This is a genomic window from Legionella resiliens (assembly GCF_021344005.1).
In the GTDB taxonomy this organism is placed as follows: Bacteria; Pseudomonadota; Gammaproteobacteria; order Legionellales; family Legionellaceae; genus Legionella; species Legionella resiliens.
Genome location: NZ_JAJTND010000001.1, coordinates 485,274 through 510,577 on the forward strand (window position 1 = coordinate 485,274; position 25,304 = coordinate 510,577).

Consider the following 25,304-nt stretch of genomic DNA (forward strand, 5'->3'; position numbering starts at 1 on the left):
GTATTCACTCAGCAGATATAGGCAACTTTTAATCCAGCATTTTACCGAATACTTTTATCAATTAAAGGGAATAGAGTTCACAGTACCACAATAAATTGAGAACAGAGTTACTTTTTCACCAAAAAATCTTTTCTTCTTTTGGATTAGGGTGTTGCCATTTTATCAAAGAAATCTAAGAAATTATTAATTCCACGATCTTCTGCTCTTTTTTAAGAGAATACGCATGGAAAGGAATGAGTTATCCCTAGCATCACTGTTTAGGGGCATATGAAGGTATATATTCGATTATAATCCAATGGAGATTTAAGTTCCCAGACACTTTGTTGCTTAAAATTTTCATGTCCAGAAATATAGGCGCGCTTTATTATATCTGTCTCAATTCCAGCTACACTTGTTATATAATCTTATTTAAGGAAGCAGTAAGAATGAGTAGCAAGGCACCTATGGTAATTGGTGATGTGAAAATCAAACCAGGAGAACGTAAAACTGTTTTATTGCCTATGCCCAAATTATATGATTGGACGCCCATTTGTTTACCTATTCATGTAATTAACGGCTTGGAAGAAGGCCCCACCTTATGTATTACCGCAGCCATTCATGGTGATGAAATTAATGGTGTAGAGGTCATCAGGCGCTTTTTGAAAAAGAAGGGACTAAAAAATATCATTGGAAATGTCATTGCAATTCCCATTGTTAATGTATACGGTTTTTTATATCAAGAACGATATTTAATGGATCGAAGGGACTTAAACCGATCATTTCCTGGCAGCTCGAATGGATCGCTTGCCTCCATTCTTGCAGAAATTATTAGCAAACAAATTTTATCCCAATCAACCCACGCCATTGATCTGCACACCGGCTCAAACCATCGCTATAATTTACCTCAGATCAGAGTAAACCTAGATATGCCAGGTATCGAAGATTTAGCCCGTGCTTTTAATGTTCCAGTAATCCTGCATTCGACCTTTAGAGACGGCTCAATGCGAGAATATGCCAATGAGCAAGGGATACCTATTTTGGTTTACGAAGGGGGGGAGTCTTTGCGCTTTGATGAATTCTCGATCAGAACAGGGATTAATGGTATTTTGAGTGTGATGGGGGCATTAGGAATGATTAAACTAAGCAGATATGGAGTAAAAAAATTCACCCCCACTATTTCCAGAAACAGTTATTGGATAAGAGCTCCCATAAGCGGCATCTTAAGACACATTAAGAAATCCGGAAACCGGGTCTCTAAGGGACAAGTCATTGCAGTTATAGCCAATCCCACCAGTACGGAAGAATACAAATTAAAATCACCACTTTCCGGAATTATTATTGGTGAAAATATGTTGCCGCTTGTGCATTCAGGACAGGCTTTATTTCATATTGCCAGCTTTGAAAAATTGACCGTCGTTGAAGAGCAGTTGGAAAACCTACAAGAAGCATTTGACCTAAATGACTATGAAGATTAGAGTCTGAATACATTTCGCTAGCTTGAGTCAAAATGACCTGATTTTCGAGCACCGAAGCGCAGCATACATGAAGTATGTGAGCATCGGAGCACAGAAAATCAGGGCAGTTTGGCCAAGATAGTAGAAATGGAGCCTATCAAAAGTAATCAAGCCAAAATCGTAACAATGCAGTTACCGCTTGCGGCGACTCCATAGGCGACATATGGCCAGAATCCTCAATAATCGCTAACTTGGAATTGGGAATTTTGTCTGCCAACTCTTCATGAACGTCCAGAGGAAAAATTTTATCTTCACGCGCATGAATAATTAAAGTAGGCATTGCAAGTGAGGGAAGAAAAGAAAGGCATTCATGGCGAGCTAATAGAATTTTTTGCTGGGTGAGAAATATCTGTTGGCCACTATTTAAGAACATAGAAAGCACTTCTTTCTTAACACGGCCATCGTACACATAGAGATCGGCAAGCGTTTCGGCAACAATTTGAAAATTCCCCTGCTCTACTTCTCCTATCATTTCTATTCTTCTTTGATGCTTTTCTTTGGAGTCGAGCCGGGCGGAAGTATTTACTAAACATAATTTCAAAATACGCTCCGGAACTCTCCTGGCAAGCTCCAGCGCTAACCACCCCCCCATAGAATGGCCTGCCAGGAAAAATGTACCTTCAACCTTGCTTAAAACACTTTGAAGTAAAGCTTCAGTGGAATTCCCATGTATGAGTGGGATAGACTGACATTTTACCAGGTCTTGTAAATGATTTATTTGATAAGACCATACTCGATGATCCGATAAAACCCCGGTTAAAAAAACTAATGTTTTTTGCGACACAATCCCTCCCCATTAAGAAGAACGCTTTGTAAACCACAAAATTAAGTCATCATCCAGACACAGCATAGAACCGGGATCCACAGTTTTATAATCATACGTAATTCCCAAACCATCAGGAATATAACCTCGTTGTACATACAGCCTCTGGGCCTGGCCATAATCTGCATACAGCCCTACACCAATTCCAAGTACCGGATATTTTTTAAATGCCTCAGCTTCCGCACAGTCAAGAAGAGCCGTAGCAATTCCTTTATTCCGATAAGGGGGCAAGACATTCAAATCCATAATTTCAGGAATTTTTTGCTCGCTAAATGATGGATAGGATGATTGCCATTTCAAGGTAATATATCCTGCAAAATTCGTTTCATAAAAAGCGAGCCAAATCAGGCGTTCCTGGTTTTCCTGCTCCTGCAGATAGTTGCTAAAAGTAACTCTGGGTTTTGGCCAACAGTAGGCTGCAAATTGCTCCACGATTAAGTCGATGTCTTCCTGGGTCATTAAACGGATATGCATGGGTATTGAGTTCATTTGTTGCATCTCGGTATATAGGCATAAACATATTGGCATTGATCATTCATAACAGATAATATCAATAAAAAAAGAGAAAAACAGCGAATAAAATTAGGGTTTGTTTTCATTTCGCTAACTTGAGTCAAAATGGCCTGATTTTCGAGCCCCCAAAGCACAGCATACACGGAGGATGTGAGCAGCGGAACACAGAAAATCAGGCCATTTTGACCGAAATGTAAATAGATCTATCCTTTTTCGCCCTAACGAAGGTTGTATGCCTATGTCCAACAAATCTCTGGATACATATTTAAGTTTATGTACCCAAGTCTATGATCTGAGTAAACCACTTCCGCCATCAGATGCTTGGAATTTTTATTTGAGTTACGCACGAGAAACAGAGGGACCTATTTTAGAACCCATGTGTGGTACAGGACGTTTTCTTCTTCCTATGCTGAAGGAAGGCTTTACCATCGAGGGGTTTGATGCCAGTCAATCGATGTTGGATGCGTTGCATACCAAAGCAAAAGCACAGCAGCTTAATCCTCTGGTCTGGCATGGGTATCTCGAAGCGCTCAGCCAGGCAAAGCAATATGGATTAATCTTTATTCCTAGCGGTTCGTTTGGCCTGATCGTTGATTTGGCGGTGGTGAAACATGCACTAAAAATGATTTATCATCATTTAAAAGATGATGGTATTTTTGTATTTGAAACCGAAACCTTAAATGCCCTTCCTAAAGAATTAGGCATTTGGCGTGGTTCACGTTGGTACCGTGGCGATGGGCAAATGATTTTGCTGAGCCAGTTGGCCATGCTTGAAGAAAAAACCGTTTGTTACTCCATTGGTAAATACGAGTTAATTGAAGCAAATCAACTCATAAAAACCGAAATCGAGGAATATAAAATTCGTCTTTATGATGATCCTACTCTTTTACTCAATTTGCTTCATGAAATTGGTTTTAGAACAATTCGCTTAATGAAAGCATTTGATAGGGCAGCGTCCCCAGATAAACAGGATGAAACCATTCTCTATGAATGCAGAAAATAACCCAGCGCTTTTTTGGGCGCAAAATTATCTGAATCAACAAGGATATTCTATTCAGGAGCCATTTAGGCTCATACAGAGCTCAGCCTGGGCCAAGGTGTATCAAATAACCACAACAAAAGGGGATTTGTATTTAAAACAAATACCCGAATCATTTGCGATTGAGCCTAATTTATTACTCTACTTACGAAGTTTTTTCCCGTCGTTAGTACCCGAAGTACTCGGTAATAATCTCTGCTTACGCTGTTTTTTAATGAGCGATAGAGGAATACCACTTAGAGAAATTTTTTCAATCAATTATCAAGTTGATTTGGCAAAAGAAGCACTTAAATCTTATGTACAGATCCAAACAGGCCTTATAAGTCAAATTGATGCTCTGTTGACACTTGGTGTTCCCGATTGGCGTTTGGCGAATCTGCCTGATCTCTATTTAAAGTTGCTGCATGAATCTGAATTTTTGAGCCATGATGGTTTAACCGTAAGTGAACTACAACATCTTATTTCTTTGCATCCCAAGGTTACTGCGCTTTGTCAGAGTCTTGCGCAATACTCTATTCCTGAAACAATTGAGCACAGTGATTTTCATGAGAATAATATAGTATTTCAGGCACAACATCTCACGATTATTGATTGGGGTGAAACTGTTATTTCCCATCCCTTTTTTTCTCTAATTTCTTTTTTGGTCAACATGATGCGCACCCATCATGTAAAGGAGCAAAATGAAATTTACACTATATTACGGGATACCTATTTGCGTTACTGGTATGCTTTTGAATCTCAAGAACGATTACTGGACGCTCTTGCATTAGCAAAACGCTTAAGCCCCATCAAATATTGCTTAAGTTTTTTTCGCTTAACTCAATGCCCGGGATGGTATGCTAGCGTACGTCATCAAGGACGAATGGCGCAGGTGCTGCGCGCATTCCTCCAGTCAGAAACAAAGGCGAATAAAAATTAATCCCTTTCTTTTTTATAATGGGGATGTTTCATCTTTTTGAATTCGACAATGCAATAATTTCCAATAACCGAATAGATTGGTCTTTCGAGAATCCAACAACTTTAGTGCTTTGTAGTCAAGAATCGAGTGCACAGAAAAATCGGATTTAAAACCTACGAGTTCATTAACACGCGCAAATGTTTTCTCGAAAAAGCGAATTACGGGATGTTCTGAAGCAAAATGATTCACAAATATAATTTGTGCCGTAGGCTTGGCAACACGGGTGAGCTCCTGAAGAAAAGCATGTACATCAGGAACCACGGAAGCCACATACATAGCAACAATAAAATCAAAACTGTTATCCGGAAACTCTAAATGAGCGGCATCCATAACCTTTAACTGCACCCGCTCTTCCAGCTTATTTTTTACTACCTGCTCTTCTGCCTTTTCCAACATTTTTTCAGAAATATCGATCCCGGTAATCTGCAAATCCGTACGATAAAGCGGCAAAGACAAGCCCGTACCAATACCAATCTCAAGTACGGTAGCAGTTTGCTTAGCAGCTTTATTGACTATCTCAGTACATAAAGAACGGCCAGGATTAAAAATGGAACCAAACACAAAATCGTAGAATGAAGCGTAAATATTATAAACTTTTCTTATTGAAGCTACAGACATAAGCACACTCCATAAAATGTCAATAATTTAATTAAATTATTGAGTTCTTACCTATAAATATAGGCCTTAACCGCTAAAAATAAATTGGAAAATAAGAGCGATTAACCTGCCTTTTTTAGAGTTCTATTTCCAATAATCAAATAATAACCCATGCATGCCAAACACTGGATCGCTTTGGGGCAGCCCAGCATTTTTAATCTGCTCATCAACATGCGGATGTTCTTCTGCTGCTCCATAATTCATATCAAAACCAACATCCCATGGATAAGCGCCAATGCATTTAAAGTCCCTGGATAAACTCAAGCTTTTATGCGCCACCCCTGCAGGAATGATCACTACATCCCCTTCCTTCACCTCATAAATTTTGCCTTTATCTCCTCCAAATTGGACTGTACCTTCTCCCTCAATCATAACTAATACTTCATGAGTAGTACTGTGATAATGATGATAGTCGTAAATCGAATCTACCCATGATTTACCCCAATGATTTCGACCTAACAAATCCTGAATAGCTTGCGCTGATTGATTGGTTATGACAAACGTTTGCTTGTAAAGCAATAAGGGATAACGCGAATTATTTGGAAAAAAACCAGAAGTTTGGATCAATTCATGGAGCACTTCTTGTGGGGTTACAGGTTTGACTGTATCCATTTGCATCCTTGTTACGTTATATTTTTTCAATGACCCATTTCTATGGGAAACCGGTCACTTAAGATACCTCTCAGAACAGAGAGGTATCTGGTCTTTCAATTTTTATTAAATCATGATGAGCACGTAGGTGCGGGAGGCTCGCTATCCGCACTCACTTCTTTCTTTTGAGTAGCAAAAAAACCAGGTTTTTTTTGTCTTTCTTCTAAAATTCCCTCGGCATAACCTGTGTTTGGATGTTGGCTTAGCAGCGCGTTTTGGTAAGCGACACGCTTTTCTCCTTCATAAGAATTTGGATCATCGGAAGTAAGTTGGCCTTCTGGAGAAATATAGGCAACGGATATCTGGCGTTTGTAGCCTACCGGCTTCAGTTTATTGAGCGGCACTTCCGAATTAATTTTTGCTTTACTCATCGATTGTCTCCTCTGACACTTAAGTTTATTCTGCCTTGAAACGGGTAACTTTTTGCACAACTATATCAGATCATAAACAATGAAACAATACAATTCAATTTGATCAATAATAAAAATACTGACAAAATAGCATTCAACTTAATCCAGGTTGCTTTAGTGACATGTCATTAAAAATTGATTTAAACCACCCCATATTTTTATTAAGAAATAAAATCCAGGAAGTAAGTAAAAATTTATTGGATGCATACGGATTTAGTTATTTTCAATATTTACGCTGTTTTGCAGATGGTTCGATCAATTGCCTGACGAACAATACAGGCCTCTTTGAATATTTCCAACAAATTGATAACGAGCCGGTTGTTTTTTCTTCTTTTGAAAATGAGCATGAAAACAACCATTCCTACTGGTTTCTTTGGGATGAGGAATTACCCGGTACACCGGTGCAAATTGCTCGCGAAAAATTTAATTTGCATAACGGACTCACTTTAGTCCGGCGTAGTAAAAATTATTACGACATGATTGCTGTGGCCTTACCCTATGAGCACCCAAATCCAGGCTCCTTTTATCTCAATAAATTTAAAGCAATCGAGCAATTCATTTTTGATTTTGATCTGCAAAATAAAGATTTAATCCAGGTGCTCAATAAAAATCCTGTCGCTTTGCCTGAAGCGTATCGTGATGTAAATTATAAAGAGATTTGTCTGCCTCAAGGCAGAATTTATGTTACTGGGAAAAACGGAAGCACTTACCTCACTGCTCAAGAAATAACGTGCCTCAGGCTATTGCTACACGGAGCAACTCATAAACAAATCGCCCAGATGCTTGAGCTTTCTCCTCGAACCATTGATACCTATATGTTGCGTGTTAAACAACGCACAGGATTTTCCTCAAGGATGGAAATGGAACGTATGTTGTATTTATGCTCGGCATTATAGGCCCTTTAATTTAACTGTTTTTTTTGTCCGTGTTCATTACGGACAGACAGTTTTTTTTCTTCTTTTTATACTTCATCCAAAATTTTATTTATTCAGGAGAAGTCCATGAAAATCCCAGAAAAAAAACCCGCAGAACAGCTCTTTGAACAATTTTGTGAGGGGTATGAACAACGGAACTTGCCCTTTTTACTTACCCTTTTTACCCAAAATACAAATGTTTGGGGCTCTGGACTCGATGAATATCGCGTCGGTTTAACAGAAATGGAAGAGCAACTACGAAGGGATTGGAGCCAATCAGAGCAAGGTAAGATAGAAATAATTCGCTTTGTTCCAACTCCTGATGATGCTTCTTGGGCTGCAGCAGTATGTCATGCACGAATTACCATCGAAGGTAAAGAGTATTTGTTTGAACATCTGCGTGGCACTTTAACCATCGAAAGAGAGGAGGGAGTCTGGAAGATTGCACACATGCACTGCTCTTTTCCTGATTACAGAAACGCTGATAATGGATCTTTTCCCGTAGGGAATGGATAACAAAAGATCAGGCAGTCTCATAGCCTCGTTTGAGTCTGCTATCCCTTACATACCGCGCTTTGTGCCTGAGAGATCCTCACAAAAATTAAGCAGGTAGAAATCATTTGTTACTTGAATCCTTGTCTAAGGAATGGATACCCTCTATCGCGTCAAAAAGGCTGTCATCCCTGCGTAAGAAAGGATGACAGCCTTTCAGGCATCACTATAGATGTTGAATAGGGTATTTTCCTGTTTCGATTTTGTGAGGATCTCTCAGGCTTTATGCGCAGTATCCAGAATGATGCTTTGCGGTCATGAGCCTATTTCGAAAGGCCTCACTTTACTTGTCAGTGCTCCAACCTGGTTTTTATGAGAAAACAAAAAATTTACAAAATTGTCTATACTTATTCTGTCCTGTTAATAAAAGTGACGGCTGGTTTCATGTGCATATAAAGAAAGAATGAAATTGTGTTTTTAAACTTCAACCATGAGGACAAGTAAAATGGATCTAAGTAAACGTATAGAACCAAAAACCTGGGCTTTCGTTGAAAAAATCAAGAAAGCTGGCGGTAAACCAATTTATGATCTTCCGGTAAAAGAAGGCAGGGCCATTTTTGACAAATTGCAAGAATTGCCTTCAGGAAAAGAAAAAGCTGATGTGGATATTGAAGATCGTACTATTCAACACTCTAAAGGCAAACTAGACATTCGCATTGTTCGTCCCAAAGGCTCAAAAGAAAAACTACCGGTAGTCATGTTCTATCATGGTGCGGGTTGGGTTTTTGGTGATTGGCAAACTCATGGCCGGCTTGTTCGTGAGCTTGCTGTAGGAGCTCATGCAGCGATCATATTTGTCAATTACTCTTTGGCTCCAGAGGCGCAATACCCAACTCAAATTGAAGAAGATTATACTGCTTTGAAATATATTGCAGAGCATGGTAAAGAATTGAACCTCGATTCTTCTCGTTTAGCAGTTGCTGGCGATAGCGTTGGCGGAAACATGGCGGCAGTCATGGCCCTCCTTGCTAAAGAGCGTGGCGGTCCCAAAATTGACTATCAAGTACTTATTTATCCTGTGACTGATGCCAATTTTGAAAATGCTTCTTATAAAGAATTCGCTGACGGCCCCTGGCTAACCAAAAAAGCAATGGAATGGTTTTGGGACAATTATTTACCTGACAAAGCAAAAAGAAAAGAAATAACTGCCTGTCCTTTGCAAGCGACGATTGATCAACTTAAAGGACTACCACCTGCACTGGTAATCAACGGTGAGTGTGATGTATTGCGCGATGAAGGCGAAGCTTACGAACACAAGCTTAATGCAGCGGGTGTACCGGTTACCGGACTTCGTCATCACGGCACAATTCATGATTTTCTTATGCTAAATGATCTTGCTGATACCCCAGCATGTCGTAATGCAATCGAGACAATCAGCGCTCATTTGCGTATGGTTTTTTCCAAGAAACACTAGCCATCAGGTTAAGGAATAGCTCGCTTACGTCCCGCACGACTTGTCCGCGGGATGAAAGATGAGCTCAAGGACCTAACTTAATGGCAGTAATGCTTGAGGGATATTGCTATGGGGGTATCCCTCTTTACTTTCTTAAGATAATTGGAGATCTGATATCGTTTTTTTGCTCTCAGCCGCTCTTTTTTTTATTCCTGTAAATAAAGGCTCCTCATATCCTCCTGGAATGCCATTTTTGGAAAAAACAATTTGCCATAACTGGTTCGACCGCGAACGAAAGGAGCCTGCACATGCTAATAAATAATAGCGCCACATCCGATAAAACCGCTGGTCGTATTGCTTTTTTAAATGCTCCCAATTTTGTTCGAAATGCTCATTCCACGCCATTAAAGTATGATCATAATATGCCCCGAAATTAACCCAGTTTTCCATGATAAATAATCCTTCTGAGGCTTGGCTAATTTGTTCTAGAGAGGGAATCATACCGTTAGGAAAAATATATTTATTAATCCAGGGATCTGCTGCTTTTGTAGTTATATTCCCACCAATAGTATGCAGCAGAAATAAACCGTTGCCTTTGAGACAATCGCGAACTTTTTGCATATAAGTACGGTAGTTTCGATATCCCACATGCTCGAACATCCCTAAAGAAACGACACAATCAAATTGTTCATGCATATCGCGATAATCCTGAAAGCGAATTTCTATGGGCAAACCAGAACAGTTTTGTTTTGCATAGTCAAACTGCTCTTTGGATATGGTGATTCCAACGACACTGACCCCATAATGTTCCGCAGCATATTTTGCAAAAGCACCAAAACCACAGCCGATATCCAATACATGCATCCCTGGCTCAAGTTTTAATTTCTGGCAGCTTAACTCCAATTTATTTAATTGCGCCGTATCCAGATCATTTGCATTTTTCCAATAGCCACACGTGTAATTCATGCGGCTATCAAGCATGGATTTAAATAATTCATTTCCCAAGTCGTAGTGTTTTCTACCCACTTCCAGGGCACGCTTTTTCGATTGATGGTTAATCAGTTTGAGCCATATTAATTTCGGCCATAACCACTTATCAGTTTTAATTTTTTGGTCAAGTTGGGCCTGGAGAATGCGGGTAATAAATTGGTCGAGGCTTTTACAGTCCCACCATCCATCCATGTAGGACTCACCAAGTGCTAAAGAACCCTCATTAAAAACGCGCTGGTAGAATGCTTCATTATTAATTTGAATGTCCCAATCTTCATTTCCATTGGGAGTAATTCCTGCTGAATGCAAAAGGTCCGTAACAATTTTTTTTATCTGCTGATTCATGAATAGACTCTTCCCTTTGAACTACACAATTCAAGAATGTATTAAGTGAGTAATTTTTAACGGGTCATCTTACTCAACTTATCCTGTAAAAAAATAAATACTTCAAATAACAAAATCATTAATACAATATATTTTCCATACATCACAACATTATCCATTATAAAATTTGCGTATCCATTTTGTTTGTATAAAGCGAGTGAGAATGAATAGTACATTCCTAAAGTAAAAATTCGCGTCCATTGTGAAAGATTATAAACAAAAATACCCCGAATAAAACCCGCAATTTTTATTCGATAATACATTTTGATTAAACCCATTCCCTCAACAAGAGAAATAATATACTCGTATCATATTCCATAAATTGGTGAGCTCTGACTAGGCTTCATTTGAAGTGGTATCCTATTCATTCTACTCATTTCATTTTAAAAAAATTCTCTTTTGGTGCAAATTGCTCATTGCCATCAGACTTTATTAATAACCACTCGCAGTGCCTGCAATTTTAAAGTGGTACTGTGAATGGATTCTTCACTTTCAATAAGTTGTCTTTTGTAAAAGACAATCTCGTCTTCTCGTATCGATGGATTAATGCTTTTTAATGCTTCAAGCCGATTCACCTCATGAGTAATACTCTCTTTCATCTGGTTTATAGCGTGTTTGATGATCTCTTGAAGTTGCCCTTCAGCTGCTTTTTTGCTCTGCGTTAATATGGTCTCAAGATCAGCATGAATCTGCTGAATAATTGGGTAACCTAAATGACGTTTAACAGGCTCACACATTTGATTCAATTGTTTGTAATCCAAAATGCTGGAAAGATTCTTTCCAGAAACATCCATGAGCACACGAATCGGTGTGAGCGGCAAGAAGCGATCTAATTGCAAATTTTTTGGTGCGGCACAATGGGCTGTAAAGAATGATTCCAAAAATAAGGTCCCAGGCTTAATGCTTTTTATGGAAATAGTGGCCAAAGTTGCATTTCCCAACTCGGAATCCAGGATCATTTCCATACATTCGCTGACTATAGGATGTTCCCAGCTTAAGAACTCAACATCTTCACGCACCAGAGCTTTAGAGCGAGAATAGGTTACCGTAACACCATCTTCTTTTAGTCCTGGGAAATGACTTATTTTCATGTGATCCGTTGGGCGCAATATTTCCGTAGCTTCAGAATGATACTCATGGTCAATACCGTACTCCTGAAATACTTGTGCCATATAATTTTCCAATTCCAAGAAATTTTCCTCTGCCTCTATGGCAGCAATTAATGCCTCTGCTTGAGGTGCGTTACATGAATTTAATTCCAATAGCCGATCTCGACCTTCATGAAGGGCCTGATTTATCTGCTCCGCACGCGTCTTTGTCTCTAAAATTAGTTTATCGAGCGCACCCTTATTTGTATCGACTGTATCAAGAATTGGCAGTAATTCATTTTCAAATTCTTCATAAAGTGTAAATCCAATAGAGCAACTTCTGGTAAATAAATTAATTCCTTCGTGATACCAACGAAACAACTTCTCTTGTACGGTATGCAACAGATAAGGAACATAAATTTCAATACTATGTCGCTGACCTATGCGATCGAGTCGACCAATACGTTGCTCTAGCAAATCAGGATTTAATGGTAAATCAAACAATACTAAATGATGAGCAAATTGAAAATTTCGCCCTTCACTCCCTATTTCGGAACAAACGAGCACCTGGGCTCCATTTTCTTGTTCCGCAAAATAAGCTGCAGAGCGATCTCGTTCAATAATTGATAATCCCTCATGAAATGAGGTACTGCGAATTCCTCTCTTTAATTTTAGATGCTGATCTATAGCAATCGCTGTATTTGCCTTGGCACAAATAATTAGGATTTTTTTGGGGTGCAGTTCATTAATTTTGTTTACCAACCACGTCACTCGAGGATCATTTTCGAGCCATATCTCTTTATTCAAGAGTTGTTCAGGATAAAGCTTCCTTTGACCTTTATGCTCCTCTACAGAAGAATAAATCTCGGGGCATTCCAAAGGACAGGGGTGTACGTGTCGCTCAGGAAAGCCTTGAATCGCTGCACGGGTATTGCGAAATAGTACGCGTCCTGTTCCATGCCGATCTAATAAATCTTTAATGATCTGATTCATGCTCAAGCCCGTTATCTCGCCCAAATAAGCTTCCAGCTGAGCCTTATGTTTCGCGCTCAAGACATCTGTCGAAGCCTGCTCCCCATAAGCCATCAGTTCTTGTACGAGTTTATTGATGTGTTGGTATCCTTCTTCCTCTTTTTTAAATGCAGAAAAATTATAAAATCGTGAAGGGTCAAGCAATCTTAAGCGAGCAAAATGACTGGCGATCCCTGCTTGTTCGGGTGTTGCAGTCAAAAGCAATAAACCTTTACTTTGCCTCGCCAACTCTTCAATGCATTCATACTCAGGGCTTTTTTCTTCTTCGGACCAATGTAAGTGATGTGCCTCATCAACAACAAGCAAATCCCACTGACTAGTCATCGCCTGTTGGTATGCTTTTTCATTTTCCATGAGAAAATCCAAGCTGCATAAAACCAATTGCTCGTTTTCAAAAAGATTCTCTTCAGCTGTACCGAGCTGCACCCCGTCTTCTTCATCGAACTCATACAAAAGTTCATAGCGTTCTGCATCGATGATTGAGAAGTACAAATTAAAACGTCGAATCAGCTCGACAAGCCATTGATGAATCAAAGTTTGTGGTACTACAATCAATATTCGCTGGGCGCGGCCAGTACCTAGCTGATAATGAATAATCATACCGGCCTCTATGGTCTTGCCAAGTCCTACTTCATCTGCAAGCAAAACTCTTGGGGCATGGCGTTGTGCTACCTCACTGGCTATATAAACTTGATGTTTGAGATGACTGGTTCGTGAACCCAATAATCCCCTGACTCCAGATTGCTGTAATCTGCTGGCATGATGCAAAGTATCTATTCGCAATTTAAACGTATTTAGCTTATCAAGCAAACCACTAAAAAGTCTCTGTTCCGGAGTATTTAACTTGATACAGCAATCCAGGGAAAGTTCGCTAATCTGAAACTCATTGCCTGCTTCATCTGCTCCTGTATAAAAAAACAACCCTTGACGCTCTTCAACATGGGTGACACACATTTTTTGTTGGTTCGATGTCGTTATTTCTTCACCTTCTTTATAAACGATGCGGCTCAGCGGAGCACTGTCTATAGAGTAAATGCGTTCCTCGTCGGCAGCAGGGAAACTCACGCTCACCTGCCTACCATTCAAATCAATAATAATCCCTAAACCAAGGTGTGTTTCTGTGTTACTTATCCAGCGTTGGCCAATACTAAAAGTCATAAAAGAATCATCTTATCGTGTTAAGTGCCACTAAAATAATCAAAAAATTAAATAAACACAACTTGACTTGTATCCTTTTTTTAAATAGCATGGCTCGAATTTAAACAACCCTAGGGGTGTCACTATGGAATCAAAATACAATAAAGAGCAATATAGAAGAAGGGATGAAGAGAAATATAACAGTGAGTATGAATATGACGAGCCAACACGACATCAAACACGTAAACAAGAAGAAGTACCTGTAGACCTTTGGGATTTATTTTTGGGAACTCCAAAGCAAAAAGAAGTAATGTGGAAGGTAACCAAAGAAGAAATCGTAAGTAGTTTTGAATCCGCAAAAGGTTTTGTACCTGGCTTCTTCGCTCCCTTTACAAGTAAAAAAGAATTTGGCGTTGTCGCTACAACTCCAGTAACCCTGCCTTTAGCTGCTGGTCTTGTTACGTGTGTTGCAGCAGTGGTTGCTGCTGGAGCTGCATTGACTGCTCTTGGAAGTTTAGTGTTTGCCGCGGGGTATGGTTTAGATGGTTTACGCAAGGGCCATGAAGAGTCAAAAGAAAAATCACATGCTGCACTCATATTTGCTGCAAAAGCAGGTATTATTGCTGCTGTGTGCGCTGTAGTTACCGTTGCTGCGGCCCTATTAACCCTTATAACAGGTCCAATAGCTTTGGCTTATTTGACGTCTCGTTCGATCGCTACTGGTTTTGCTAAAGCGAGCGAACTCATCTCTTCGTGTAGTTCTACAGACGATCATGAATCTACTCATTCCCCGTATAACCCTAGCTCCATGTAACTAGGTAGATTTAGTTGGGCTAAAAGGCCCAACTAAATGATACAACTAATTTTTTCGCACTCGCCAAATAATTTTTTTGCTGGGTCAAGGTTGTCATTTACCCAAAAAGATAAATTTTGCTTGTTTTTTCCCCTTGTTCTGGTTAAAAATAGTAGGTACAGGAAGATTATTCAACAGAAAGGAATTCATATGGCTACCAATGAAGAAGAGCTTCAGCAGCTTATCGCGATTGACACCCCCAAGGAAACAGAACTCGAAGAATTGCAAAAAGCCCCGGTAGAAGAAATACAAACCAAGTTACAACTCATTAATACCGATACAGAAAGCGACAAGCTCCAAAAAATTACCATAACCAAAGAAATATTCGAGCAAATCAGAAAAAGCCTGCAAGATACGGTTAAAAGTATGGAAAAAAATCCAAGTATTTTCTCACGTGCAGCAGAATACTGGGGTGAATTACCGCTTTGGCAGAAAATTATTGGGGGTGTCGCTTTAACGGTTCCTACGTTAATCATAGGGATTGTGGCACACATTGGTTTTCTTTTGGCCATTTGTGGTGTTACTGCCGTTACTTATACAGCCGGAGGACTCATTCTTGATGATCATCATAAATGCAGTACCAGTGCTGTCGAAAGCTTGCAAAAAGGTATTTTAGGTTTGGCTGATCTTCTTGAATTAACCATTAATGCCCTGGATATTATTCGCCAACAATTAGCAGCAGAAATTCAAAAATTTGCCAAAGAAAATGCACAACTTGAAGAACATATTGAGCAGATAAGCAAGCAAATTGATGCGATAGACAGAGAGGTTATGGCTACATCCAAAGTAAATGCGGCGTTAGGTGAAACCAAAGACGGATTAGAAGCCGTCTCTGGTTTACTCAAAGAAGAAGTGACCCAACAAGTTGATTTTTTAAAGCAAAACCAAGAGAAATTAGATCGTATTACTGAAGCATACAACAGTAGCCAAAAAGAATTATCAGATAGAGTTTTTGAGGTCCAAAAGGTGCGCACAGAGCTTGGGGAAGATCTTAATCGAGCTAAAGCGATGATCGATACGCTACACCTCGCCATATCACAATTATCAACCTCTGCCATTGGCAATGAAGAACAACGCAGAGCGTTTCAAGAAAAACTGGATGTCTTCATAAAGAATAAAGAATCGAGTTTCCTTTTAATCGCCGATCGTATTTGTGATGCGGAACGAAAGCTTGCACTGGTGCAAAAAGAATTAGAAAATTCGAATGTACGCTATCACGAACTCCTTAAAATACAGGAACGACACATAGACAAGCTGCAAACGTTGAGCACACCACCCGATCAGGCACCCCAGGTGACCCCAGTTGGTGAGCTATTAAATAAGAATGGGTTCTACGCAGTAAAACAAGAAATGCCGCTTTCTGGGACTGAAATTAGAACATCACTCGAAGCGACCATGTAAATATGACTCCTATCTCCTGCCCCCTCCTCCATATGTTTGCTTAACCTGGAGAGGGGGATTTCTTAAGATGCTCCATAAACCACAGCATATTTTAAAAAACATGCTTTATTTCTTTTCACCTTCTAAAGTCAAATTATATGCCTCCAAAGCGGCTTTGACTGCGGCACGTTCGCTGATTCGTTGATACCATTCCAGTAAATGAGCAAACCGCTGCGCATCAATAGTCTGCTGGTAAAAAATTTGAAAACAGTAAATCCAAGGCCAAATAGCCATATCCGCAATGGTATACTCCACACCACCTATATACGGGCATTGTGTCAATTGTTTTTCCATAACACCAAGCAAACGATCACTTTCATCTGCATAACGTTTCAGTGCATAGGGAATTTTTTCCGGTGCCCGGTGAAAATGGCCTAGTTGGCCAAACATAGGTCCTATATGTGCCGCTTGAAAAAAACACCATTGCAAAATCGTATATTTCTCTGCCAATGATTCAGGTAAAAATTTACCGTGCTTTTCTGCAAGATATTCCAATATGGCAACACTTTCAAACAAGTAAAAATCTTTTTGCGAATCATATAAAACCGGGATTTTATTATTCGGTGAAATTTTTAAAAATTCCGGATTAAACTGTTCCCCTTTAGAAATATCAATTAATTTAATCGTGTAAGATTGAGACAACTCTTGAAGCATAATTGTCGGTTTAATACCATTAGGCGTGCCCAATGAGTATAAGGTATACATAAGAACCTCCTTGTTTTTTATTCTCGACTTGAAAGCACCGAGTTGATTTTCTTCGGCTAAACCCTGCCTGATTAAGGACAAGATAGACTATAATTCTAAAGAAACCCAGTTATTTTTTGGCTAATCTTAGAAATCATATGCAAAAAAGGACTTTAACATGAGCTTCAAAGACAAAGTGGCTATTCTTGGCAGTTCCCGTACTCCTTTTGTCAAATCACAAACTTACTATTTAGGAAAGTCCAACCAGGATTTGCTCGGTGCGGCCTTAGCTGATCTCATCAATAAAAACACGATCCAAGGCGAGTTATTAGGTGATTTTATTGCAGGAGCAATAATGAATCATCCTTTTGATTGGAATTTGGCTCGTGAAACTGTTTTAGGAAGCTCCCTTTCTCCTGAAACGCCCGGATTAACCATACAACGTGCCTGTGGTACTGGTTTAGAAGCAGTTAACCTTATCGCCCTAAAAATTGCTAGCGGACAGATCGCAGCAGGCATCGGTGGAGGAACAGATACGAATTCAGATATTCCATTAATTGGCCAAAGAAGATTGACCCATTTTTTAATCAAATTTCAAAATGCTAAAGGAGTTATGGAAAAACTGAAGGTACTCAAGGAATTCCGGTTAGGTATGTTAAAGCCCGAAGTCCCAGAAGTACGTGAGCCTCGAACAGGCTTATCCATGGGTGAACATTGTGAATTAATGGTTAAAGAATGGCAAATTTCCCGTAAGGATCAAGATGAATTGGCACTTCGCTCACATCAAAATGCCGTACAAGCCTATGACGAAGGATTTTATGAGGATTTGATTGCACCTCTTGATTCCTTAAAACGAGATACAATCACCCGCAAAGATACCTCTTTAGAAAAATTATCTGCCTTAAAACCCTCATTTGATAAATCAGATAAAGGCAGTTTGACCGCAGGAAACTCCACCCCCCTCACTGATGGCGCTTCCGTTGTTTTATTAAGCACTCCTGAATGGGCAAAAAAACATCACCTGGAACCCCTCGCTTATTTTGCGGACTGCGAAGTGGCTGCGGTAGATTTCGTGCATGGCGCAGGCCTATTAATGGCACCAACCATTGCGGTTTCGCGTTTGTTGGCACGGAATCGACTCAAATTGCACGATTTTGATTATTATGAAATTCATGAAGCTTTTGCCGGACAGGTGCTCTGCACTTTAAAAGCCTGGGAATCTGCTGAATACTGCCAAAAAGTTTTGAACCTCAATAAACCTTTAGGGAGTATTGATCCGCAAAAAATGAACATTAAAGGAGGTAGTCTTGCCCTTGGCCATCCCTTTGCAGCTACAGGCGGACGATTAGTTGGTGCCGCAGCAAAAATACTTGCCAATAAAGGTCATGGACGCATTCTTCTAAGTGTCTGCACTGCAGGAGGGATGGGTGTTGCGGCGATTATTGAACGTTAGCCCGCTTCTCGGGTAATACGATTTTGTTTCTACGCCGCTAATTTATCACGAGTTAATTAAGATGTACGTATTGGCTTCTGCCTCGTGTATTCTTTCAGAGTGCAGTTGCCTCGATTTAGCAGCAAAAAAATTACTTGCCAGATAAGCACTTGCCCCCACTGTTGAAGAAACCGCCTCCGTCACAGCTAAAGGAGGATTTTGCGTGGCGCCACTCGGCTTAAAGAAAAAACCACCGCCATAAGTAGCATGTAGCGCGGCATCAACTGATTTTTTGAGTAAAACGTTCAAATTTTCAAAATATAGAGGTACAGTAAAGTTACTCTCGCCCAAATCGATTGTTACATTAAAAGGCTGGGTTATCACTGCCCCATTATAATGCTCTCCAAATACTTTTTCTTTTCCGCTAGGAGGGTAAGTAAAATCAGGAAAAACCTTGCCTGAAAAATAAAGAACCGCTGCGGCAACTGCATTACTGAGCATGGCTGTGGATATTGAGCTGCTAAAGGCTTCAGCACTCACATAAAGATATTCTTTTAACTGAGGACTGGTAATTTGAATTCTTTTACTGTGCGCATAAAAACGTCGTTCTTCCCTGTTTTCTTGCCAATGATTAATATTGGCACCTAAAGTTTTTAAGACAATACCTGAACCAATACACATGGCGCTGATTGAGCTAACCATGCCTGAACTCACATACTCAGTCAGATTATAAGCAGGAGTGTCATTATTTACCTGGTTACTGTAAGACACAGGGAGCCATTCATGGACATAATAATTCAAATTGGTAACATTGATCCCTAGAGAAAAATTACCGACAGCATGCACCCCCCCGTAGTATGCTGCATTGACTTCCTGTAAAGGAAGCACATTAGATAGCGCATAGGCAGCTCCGCCAAGGGTACATGCCAGTGTACCGCACGTGTTCATGGTATCTGCTACTACATGTACGGTTGTATCTAAAACCCAATTGGTTGCCGTCCAAAATTTATCCGCCCATCCCATAGCTACATCCTTTTTAACAAAATTAGCTTCGACATTACTTATATTTTTTAATTTCGCATGTATCTACTTGTATTTCTGGGGGTAAGCTTCCAAAGAAGCCTAATGAAAATGAATAATCCCAAATCAAAATATCAACACAATATTTGATTGCTATCAGAACATATCTAGTGCAGCCGGTCAATTGGTTGCAAGCTGAACTTAAGATGACGTTTAAAAAAACAAAAGGATATGGACTTTGTTACTTGCTAAAAATGACGCAAATAATAATTCAATTCATCTGCACGGTTGGTAAAAAGCCAGTTTACTCCTCGATTTAATTCTCTGTATAAGCTGTATTTAGAATCTATCATACCCACACCGACAATTTTTTCGGCTGCTTTGAATCGGTTAACTATTTTGTTGTTGATCAAAAAATAATGGCCAAGTACGCCACCATAATCCTCATTTAAGCTGGTTTTACAAAATTGATGCACATTACAATGCGATGCAACCAGCAAAAGAGCATCCTTGGGGAATTGTGACAATGAATAAAAAATTGCAGAATCCAGAGTTAACAAATGATAATTTTCACCCGCAGATAACCCATTTAAAGCTTCTACTAAAAGATCCTCATCCTGAAAAGGTGCTTTTAATTCAATCAGCAAATGCATACTCTCCCCGTAGGCAGCAACCACCTCATTAAGCGTGGGCACATCGGGAACCAGAGCCCGCAGTTCATTAAAGCTCAGGTCAGTAATTGCGCGATCCTGTTTCCAGAGGCGCTTTAAAGTAGCATCATGATTTACCACCAGGACTTTATCTGCTGTTGTGCGCACGTCAAATTCAATTCCCCAGCATTTCAATTCTTTCGCCGAATTAAATGCAGCAAGTGTATTTTCAATAATCCCCTCTGCATGATTATGGGCACCTCTATGTGCAATCAAACGAGCGGACTTAACGGTTTCCATCGGGGGTTTATCCCTGGGAATGACGGCAAAATAACCATCCACTGTTTTTTCTAATAAATTAAGTAACACGACACAATTCCTGATATCTCTATATATGTATAGTCATTCTATGTTGGTAAAATTGAAAACGCAAAAATACTGATTTCTCTTGCAATTTGTGTAAAAATAAGGGGTTTTTAAATCTATGATTGGGATATGCCTTTAATTACCACCAATATTAATCGGGTTATCAACGACTTACGTGAAGGGAAACCTGTAGCCATACCTACAGAAACTGTCTATGGTTTAGCCGCGCCTATTAATAATGAAAAGGCCATTAGAACAGTTTTTGTGATGAAAGATAGACCATTAAATCATCCCTTAATTGTTCATGTCCCACAAAACTGGGATATCAATACCTTGGTTGAAGACATTCCTGTTTATGCGCAACAACTCATGAAAAATTTTTGGCCTGGTCCTTTAACTCTGGTCTTGCATGGCAAGCGCAATCAAATCGATCCGTTAATTACAGGTGGCCAGACTACTGTCGCCATCAGATGTCCGGCCCACCCCATAGCCCAGGAATTATTGACACAATTAGGTATCCCACTGGTTGCGCCTTCAGCCAACCCCTTTGGAAAAGTCAGCCCTACTACCGCGCAACACGTTAGCGAATCATTTCCTAACCTAGAGTTAACCATATTAGATGGGGGCCGTTGTAGCGTAGGCATTGAATCGACCATCATTGATGCGACGCATGCAGAAAACTATCAAATTTTACGTCATGGTCTTATTGATGAAAAAACTATAGCTAAAGTAATTGGGCCCCCCTCCTTTCACCTTGAGAGTACCCTACGTGTTCCCGGGAAACTGGAAAGCCATTACCAACCCCAAAAAATCTTATATTATTTTGCCAGTTACGAAGCTCTTGCCGATTTTTGCCAAAAAAATCCAGCAGAAGTGTATGTTATTGCAAGCAAACGGCCAATGAACATCCGTGAAGAGCATTTCCATCTTTTGGCAGATCATCCCGAAAAAGTGGCCTTTGACTTGTATTATCAGTTAAGGAGAGCGGACGCAGCCGATGTTCAAATCATTACAATCGAACTTCCCCCTGAAACAGGAAATTGGCAAGGAGTGAGAGAACGCATTTTAAAAGCAGGGACTCCTTATTCCAGCTAGCCTGGAAGTGAAAAGGGTCTATTTACAATTCGCTCTCTTGAGCCAAAATGCTGCGATTTTAGAGCACCGAAATGGAGCATACACGCAGTATGTGAGTATCGGAGGTCATAAAATCGCAATATTTTACCCAGGAAAGTAGGATTGAAATCTGAAAAAGCCATTGACAGTTCAGCAAAATATGAGTAACTTAGCGCCCAATGCCGAGGTGGTGGAATTGGTAGACACGCTAGCTTCAGGTGCTAGTGGGGGCAACTCCGTGGAGGTTCGAGTCCTCTTCTCGGTACCATTGATAGGTTTTTAAACTTTAAACTACTCTATTTTGCCTCACCTGGTTTCGTTGTTGGCGAAGTGGTGTCCGGTGTAGTTGTTGGTGCAGATGTTGATTGAGGAGTAACTGCTAGGTTATTCGAAAAAAAATCAATACCAATGCACTTTCCTAGGTTGTTCCCCCATGTTGATATGTTTTTATCATCTATGTTTGCGGGTAATTCTGAATAAAATTTTGTTTTACATTTATCAAAACTTACCGAAATTAATGCCACACATTTATCATAGCTTATATTAGCGTTTGCAAGCAGTTTATTCGTCTTCGCATCATCTACTAATTGCCGGCACATTTTCGCTGGGGCTTGCTCTTTAAAAGAGGCTAACCATTCATCTTTAGTCAGGCTCTTGCTAGAGTCAGCCAAAACTATTGTGGAAAACAATATACTGCTCATCCCGATTATCCCAGTTAAACTTTTATTGGACATGATGGTTATTTCCTTAAAGGTATTAATAATAAGGATAGACATAAATGTTATATTTTTCTAAAACAAATCGCACATCTCATTTTTGTGTAAAATGAATTCGCTTAAGGTATTATTAGACCCATTCTATAGGGAGGTTCTCATGAAAATCATTATCAGTGGTGGAACAGGATTAGTTGGTCAAATATTGGTGCCTGAGTTACTTCATTCTGGACACGAAATTTATGTCATAGGACGAGATGAGGAAAAAATTAACCGTACATTTTCAAGTTCAGTTCATGGAACCACTTGGGCTAAACTTAATACATTAAACCCCAACGAATTTGATGTGATTATTAATTTGGCGGGTGAAAATATTGCCGACCATAGATGGAGCGCTAAAACAAAAGAGACGTTACTTTCAAGTCGAATTGAAACAACTAATCAATTAGTTCTTTGGGGTATAAAGGCCGACACTAAAAAACCTCACTTATATAATGCAAGTGCTGTTGGCATTTATGGTTTGCAGAAGATACTGGCACAAGACCATATTACATTTACCGAAACTACTCCCCCCATTGACTCTCCTGAAACCAGTTTTGCAAACCGCCTGGTTACTCAGTGGGAAGAGGCTGCAAAAAAAGGGTTTGATGGAGGCATGCCTGTTACTCTAATGCGTTTTGGCGTCATTCTAAAACGGGGTAAGGGAATGTTAAAAAAACTGGAGTTGCCTGCTCGATATGGAATGGGGGCTGTAGTTGGTTCTGGAGAACAACCTCTGGCATGGATTGATAGCACCGACCTCGTTGAAGCCATCTTGTATTTAATAGCACACCCAGAGATTACAGGCCCAGTGAATCTAGTAGCACCTGAGAGTGTATCGCAAAAAACATTTACCAAAACATTCGCCCGGGTACTGAAAAAACCGGCTTTCTTATGGATGCCGGCATGGATTACACGACTTTTATTTGGTCAAATGGGTGAGGAGTTATTATTGTCAGGACAAACCGTTGCACCTCAGCGGTTGTCAGAATATCAATTTAACTTCAAATACCCCACTTTATTATCTGCTTTAACTAAAGAATTTGGAGGTTAAATTATTATGAGTCTTCGCTTATTGTCCTTAGATGAAGTCAAACAAAGCATCACCATGAGTCAAGCAATTAAGGCAATGGAACATGCATTTATTCAATTAGCAAAACAACAGGTTAAATTACCTTTAAGAACAGGTATTATTATTGATGAAGAAGATGCGCTTACTTTAACCATGCCAGCATATCTGGCTCAAGACAAGGCTTTAGGCTTGAAGGTAGCCTCTATTTTTCCTAAAAATAGTGCACTTAACAAGCCCTCTATCACTGGTTTTATCATGTTACTTGATGCCAGTACTGGCGAACCCAAGGCACTCATGGACGCAGGTTATTTGACCGCTCTAAGAACCGGGGCAGTTTCCGGATTGGCAACTCAATATTTTGCAGTAGATAACGCAACCCATGTTGCAATCATTGGCTCAGGGGTACAGGCAGAAACACAACTTCAAGCTGTTGCAACGGTGCGTGATATAAAGCAGGTATCGGTATGGTCAAGAAACATACAGAAGGCAGAGCAATTTGCAACAAAGTTCGCCAGCCAATATGCTATCAATGTATATGACCATATTCCTGACGCAATCAAGAATGCAGATATAATCTGCACTGCGACGGGCAGTACTGAACCATTAATTCATTTGCAAGACCTACAGCCTCATGTTCATATTAATGCCATAGGTTCACACACCCCCAATATGAAAGAAATAAGCAGTGATGTACTTAGACATGCTGTAGTGATTGTTGATCAATGGAGTGCTGTTATGGCTGAAGCAGGCGAAATTATCAGTGCGGTCCAGAAAAAGCAGTTAAAGCAAGAGGATGTCATTGAGATAGGCGATTGGCTAATACACAAAAATACAGACTTCAAAAACCAAATTACCGCATTCAAATCTGTAGGGCTTTCAATACAGGATGTAAGTGTCGCTTCGGTTGTTTATCAGAATGCCATGAATAACAAATTGGGAACCCTATTTGCATTAACATAAGTTTGAGATAAGCGTGTAGCCTGGGTTCCGCTGCGCTGCACCCAGGCTACATTTCTTAATCGTGAATAGGTACAATTATTTAATTTCACCGAGTGCCTCACCTAAACGGATTGCACTTCCTGCTCTTAACGCTTCATTCCAATGTACTTGCATATCGTTTGCAAACAGCAAGACAACGGTTGATCCCAATTTAAAATAGCCCATTTCATCGCCTTGGGCCATTACCCTTTGTTCTTTATCCTGATTGTATTCAAAATCAACACGAGTCTTACTCCGCTTGATATCCCCATGCCAACTGGTTCCTATCGCGCCAACTATAGTTGCTCCAACCATCACCATAACCATAGGACCTGTTTCGGTGGAAAAAAAGATAATCAGTCGCTCATTGCGCGCAAACAGTCTGGGTACAATGCGAACCGTTGAAGGTTGAACTGAAAATAAAGCTCCTGGAATATAGGTCATCGAGGTAATTTTAGCATCCATAGGCATATGCACACGATGGTAATCTTTAGGTGACAAATACAAAGTAACAAAATGTCCGTTAATAAATTGAGAAGCCACATTGTTATTACATGCTAAAAGATCCGCCACGGAATAATAACGACCTTTTGCTTGAATTAATTGACCCTGCTCTATAGATCCTATTTCACTCACACAACCATCTACAGGTGAAATAATATCCGCATCCGCCAAGGGCCTACATCCTGGTTTTAGCTGACGAATAAAAAAATCATTAAAACAGGAATATGCAGTATGATCTTCGATCAAAGCCTCACTCATATTCACCTGATATTTACTTATAAATCGTTGAATGATGTAATTTTTTACTTTGGTATTTTTTACTTCAGCCAAACAACCAGCAAGGCTAGTAAGCCCATGTTGAGGAATCAGGTATTGGGGCAATGTTTTTATTAAATCAAAAGACATG

The 25,304-nt window shown here is 39.9% G+C and carries 25 protein-coding genes and 1 tRNA gene; 13 read left to right on the top strand and 13 right to left on the bottom strand.

What is annotated here, in order from left to right; translation table 11 throughout:
• Nucleotides 1-425 precede the first annotated feature (425 nt).
• Nucleotides 426-1,454: a succinylglutamate desuccinylase/aspartoacylase family protein gene (locus LXO92_RS02075; protein WP_182351102.1), complete on the top strand. Its 1,029-nt coding sequence runs from the start codon at nucleotides 426-428 to the stop codon at nucleotides 1,452-1,454.
• A gap of 136 nt (nucleotides 1,455-1,590) precedes the next feature.
• Here the strand turns inward: LXO92_RS02075 and LXO92_RS02080 are convergent, their stop codons facing one another.
• A complete protein-coding gene (locus LXO92_RS02080) occupies nucleotides 1,591-2,277 on the bottom strand; it encodes an alpha/beta fold hydrolase (RefSeq protein ID WP_182351103.1) in 687 nt (228 codons plus the stop codon).
• 12 nt (nucleotides 2,278-2,289) lie between these two features.
• Entirely contained in the window at nucleotides 2,290-2,805 is a 516-nt protein-coding gene (locus tag LXO92_RS02085) for a GNAT family N-acetyltransferase (RefSeq protein ID WP_182351104.1), read from the bottom strand.
• Between the two features lie 262 nt (nucleotides 2,806-3,067).
• Between LXO92_RS02085 and LXO92_RS02090 the strand changes: the two genes are divergently transcribed.
• Nucleotides 3,068-3,832 carry a class I SAM-dependent methyltransferase gene (locus tag LXO92_RS02090; protein WP_182351105.1) on the top strand — a complete coding sequence of 255 codons (765 nt, stop codon included), beginning with the start codon at nucleotides 3,068-3,070 and terminating at the stop codon, nucleotides 3,830-3,832.
• On the top strand, nucleotides 3,801-4,787 hold the full coding sequence (locus LXO92_RS02095) for an aminoglycoside phosphotransferase family protein (protein WP_232890326.1): 987 nt from the start codon (nucleotides 3,801-3,803) through the stop codon (nucleotides 4,785-4,787). Before LXO92_RS02090 ends, LXO92_RS02095 begins: the two co-directional genes overlap by 32 nt.
• Before the next feature lie 12 nt (nucleotides 4,788-4,799).
• Here LXO92_RS02095 and pmtA read toward each other — a convergent pair whose 3' ends face one another.
• From pmtA to LXO92_RS02110, 3 genes are all read right to left on the bottom strand, one after another.
• On the bottom strand, nucleotides 4,800-5,444 hold the full coding sequence (pmtA, locus tag LXO92_RS02100) for a phospholipid N-methyltransferase PmtA (RefSeq protein WP_182351107.1): 645 nt from the start codon (nucleotides 5,442-5,444) through the stop codon (nucleotides 4,800-4,802).
• A 123-nt stretch (nucleotides 5,445-5,567) separates the two neighbouring features.
• The gene (locus LXO92_RS02105; RefSeq protein WP_182351108.1) at nucleotides 5,568-6,095 is read right to left on the bottom strand and encodes a cupin domain-containing protein; all 528 of its coding nucleotides are present in this window, start codon (nucleotides 6,093-6,095) and stop codon (nucleotides 5,568-5,570) included.
• A gap of 110 nt (nucleotides 6,096-6,205) precedes the next feature.
• Entirely contained in the window at nucleotides 6,206-6,505 is a 300-nt protein-coding gene (locus LXO92_RS02110) for a hypothetical protein (protein WP_182351109.1), read from the bottom strand.
• A gap of 161 nt (nucleotides 6,506-6,666) precedes the next feature.
• Between LXO92_RS02110 and LXO92_RS02115 the strand changes: the two genes are divergently transcribed.
• From LXO92_RS02115 to LXO92_RS02125, 3 genes are all read left to right on the top strand, one after another.
• Nucleotides 6,667-7,440, top strand: coding sequence for a helix-turn-helix transcriptional regulator (locus LXO92_RS02115; protein WP_182351110.1), 774 nt, complete (start codon nucleotides 6,667-6,669; stop codon nucleotides 7,438-7,440).
• Between the two features lie 105 nt (nucleotides 7,441-7,545).
• Complete coding sequence (locus tag LXO92_RS02120) at nucleotides 7,546-7,974, top strand: nuclear transport factor 2 family protein (protein WP_182351111.1); 429 nt, start codon at nucleotides 7,546-7,548, stop codon at nucleotides 7,972-7,974.
• Between the two features lie 481 nt (nucleotides 7,975-8,455).
• Nucleotides 8,456-9,424: an alpha/beta hydrolase gene (locus tag LXO92_RS02125; RefSeq protein ID WP_182351112.1), complete on the top strand. Its 969-nt coding sequence runs from the start codon at nucleotides 8,456-8,458 to the stop codon at nucleotides 9,422-9,424.
• A gap of 132 nt (nucleotides 9,425-9,556) precedes the next feature.
• On the opposite strand, the gene cfa is transcribed toward LXO92_RS02125, so the two are convergent.
• The 3 genes from cfa to rapA all read right to left on the bottom strand — a co-directional run bounded on the left by cfa (nucleotide 9,557) and on the right by rapA (nucleotide 14,055).
• A complete protein-coding gene (gene cfa, locus LXO92_RS02130) occupies nucleotides 9,557-10,738 on the bottom strand; it encodes a cyclopropane fatty acyl phospholipid synthase (protein WP_182351113.1) in 1,182 nt (393 codons plus the stop codon).
• A gap of 56 nt (nucleotides 10,739-10,794) precedes the next feature.
• The gene (locus LXO92_RS02135; RefSeq protein ID WP_182351114.1) at nucleotides 10,795-11,040 is read right to left on the bottom strand and encodes a hypothetical protein; all 246 of its coding nucleotides are present in this window, start codon (nucleotides 11,038-11,040) and stop codon (nucleotides 10,795-10,797) included.
• A 159-nt stretch (nucleotides 11,041-11,199) separates the two neighbouring features.
• Complete coding sequence (gene rapA / locus LXO92_RS02140; protein ID WP_182351115.1) at nucleotides 11,200-14,055, bottom strand: RNA polymerase-associated protein RapA; 2,856 nt, start codon at nucleotides 14,053-14,055, stop codon at nucleotides 11,200-11,202.
• Nucleotides 14,056-14,179: 124 nt separating this feature from the next.
• Between rapA and LXO92_RS02145 the strand changes: the two genes are divergently transcribed.
• On the top strand, nucleotides 14,180-14,848 hold the full coding sequence (locus LXO92_RS02145; protein ID WP_232890327.1) for a hypothetical protein: 669 nt from the start codon (nucleotides 14,180-14,182) through the stop codon (nucleotides 14,846-14,848).
• Between the two features lie 189 nt (nucleotides 14,849-15,037).
• On the top strand, nucleotides 15,038-16,288 hold the full coding sequence (locus tag LXO92_RS02150; protein WP_182351117.1) for a LegC2/C7 family Dot/Icm T4SS effector: 1,251 nt from the start codon (nucleotides 15,038-15,040) through the stop codon (nucleotides 16,286-16,288).
• A 105-nt stretch (nucleotides 16,289-16,393) separates the two neighbouring features.
• On the opposite strand, the gene LXO92_RS02155 is transcribed toward LXO92_RS02150, so the two are convergent.
• Nucleotides 16,394-17,032, bottom strand: a complete 639-nt coding sequence (locus LXO92_RS02155) for a glutathione S-transferase N-terminal domain-containing protein (protein WP_182351118.1) — start codon at nucleotides 17,030-17,032, stop codon at nucleotides 16,394-16,396.
• A 157-nt stretch (nucleotides 17,033-17,189) separates the two neighbouring features.
• Here LXO92_RS02155 and LXO92_RS02160 point away from each other — a divergent pair, with 157 nt between their 5' ends.
• On the top strand, nucleotides 17,190-18,464 hold the full coding sequence (locus tag LXO92_RS02160; protein WP_182351119.1) for an acetyl-CoA C-acetyltransferase: 1,275 nt from the start codon (nucleotides 17,190-17,192) through the stop codon (nucleotides 18,462-18,464).
• A gap of 45 nt (nucleotides 18,465-18,509) precedes the next feature.
• Here LXO92_RS02160 and LXO92_RS02165 read toward each other — a convergent pair whose 3' ends face one another.
• Together LXO92_RS02165 and LXO92_RS02170 are read right to left on the bottom strand one after the other, a co-directional pair.
• On the bottom strand, nucleotides 18,510-19,466 hold the full coding sequence (locus LXO92_RS02165) for a hypothetical protein (protein WP_182351120.1): 957 nt from the start codon (nucleotides 19,464-19,466) through the stop codon (nucleotides 18,510-18,512).
• Nucleotides 19,467-19,711: 245 nt separating this feature from the next.
• Nucleotides 19,712-20,482, bottom strand: a complete 771-nt coding sequence (locus LXO92_RS02170) for a glycerophosphodiester phosphodiesterase (RefSeq protein WP_182351121.1) — start codon at nucleotides 20,480-20,482, stop codon at nucleotides 19,712-19,714.
• Between the two features lie 126 nt (nucleotides 20,483-20,608).
• On the opposite strand from LXO92_RS02170, the gene LXO92_RS02175 reads away from it, so the two are divergent.
• Complete coding sequence (locus tag LXO92_RS02175; protein ID WP_182351122.1) at nucleotides 20,609-21,574, top strand: L-threonylcarbamoyladenylate synthase; 966 nt, start codon at nucleotides 20,609-20,611, stop codon at nucleotides 21,572-21,574.
• A gap of 199 nt (nucleotides 21,575-21,773) precedes the next feature.
• Nucleotides 21,774-21,860: transfer RNA gene (locus LXO92_RS02180), tRNA-Leu, on the top strand.
• A gap of 28 nt (nucleotides 21,861-21,888) precedes the next feature.
• Here the strand turns inward: LXO92_RS02180 and LXO92_RS02185 are convergent.
• Nucleotides 21,889-22,326: a hypothetical protein gene (locus tag LXO92_RS02185; protein WP_232890328.1), complete on the bottom strand. Its 438-nt coding sequence runs from the start codon at nucleotides 22,324-22,326 to the stop codon at nucleotides 21,889-21,891.
• A 139-nt stretch (nucleotides 22,327-22,465) separates the two neighbouring features.
• Here LXO92_RS02185 and LXO92_RS02190 point away from each other — a divergent pair, with 139 nt between their 5' ends.
• Nucleotides 22,466-23,398, top strand: a complete 933-nt coding sequence (locus LXO92_RS02190) for a TIGR01777 family oxidoreductase (protein WP_182351124.1) — start codon at nucleotides 22,466-22,468, stop codon at nucleotides 23,396-23,398.
• Between the two features lie 6 nt (nucleotides 23,399-23,404).
• On the top strand, nucleotides 23,405-24,376 hold the full coding sequence (locus LXO92_RS02195; protein WP_182351125.1) for an ornithine cyclodeaminase family protein: 972 nt from the start codon (nucleotides 23,405-23,407) through the stop codon (nucleotides 24,374-24,376).
• Between the two features lie 75 nt (nucleotides 24,377-24,451).
• On the opposite strand, the gene asd is transcribed toward LXO92_RS02195, so the two are convergent.
• Complete coding sequence (gene asd / locus LXO92_RS02200; RefSeq protein ID WP_182351126.1) at nucleotides 24,452-25,303, bottom strand: archaetidylserine decarboxylase; 852 nt, start codon at nucleotides 25,301-25,303, stop codon at nucleotides 24,452-24,454.
• Between the last annotated feature and the right edge of the window lies 1 nt (nucleotide 25,304).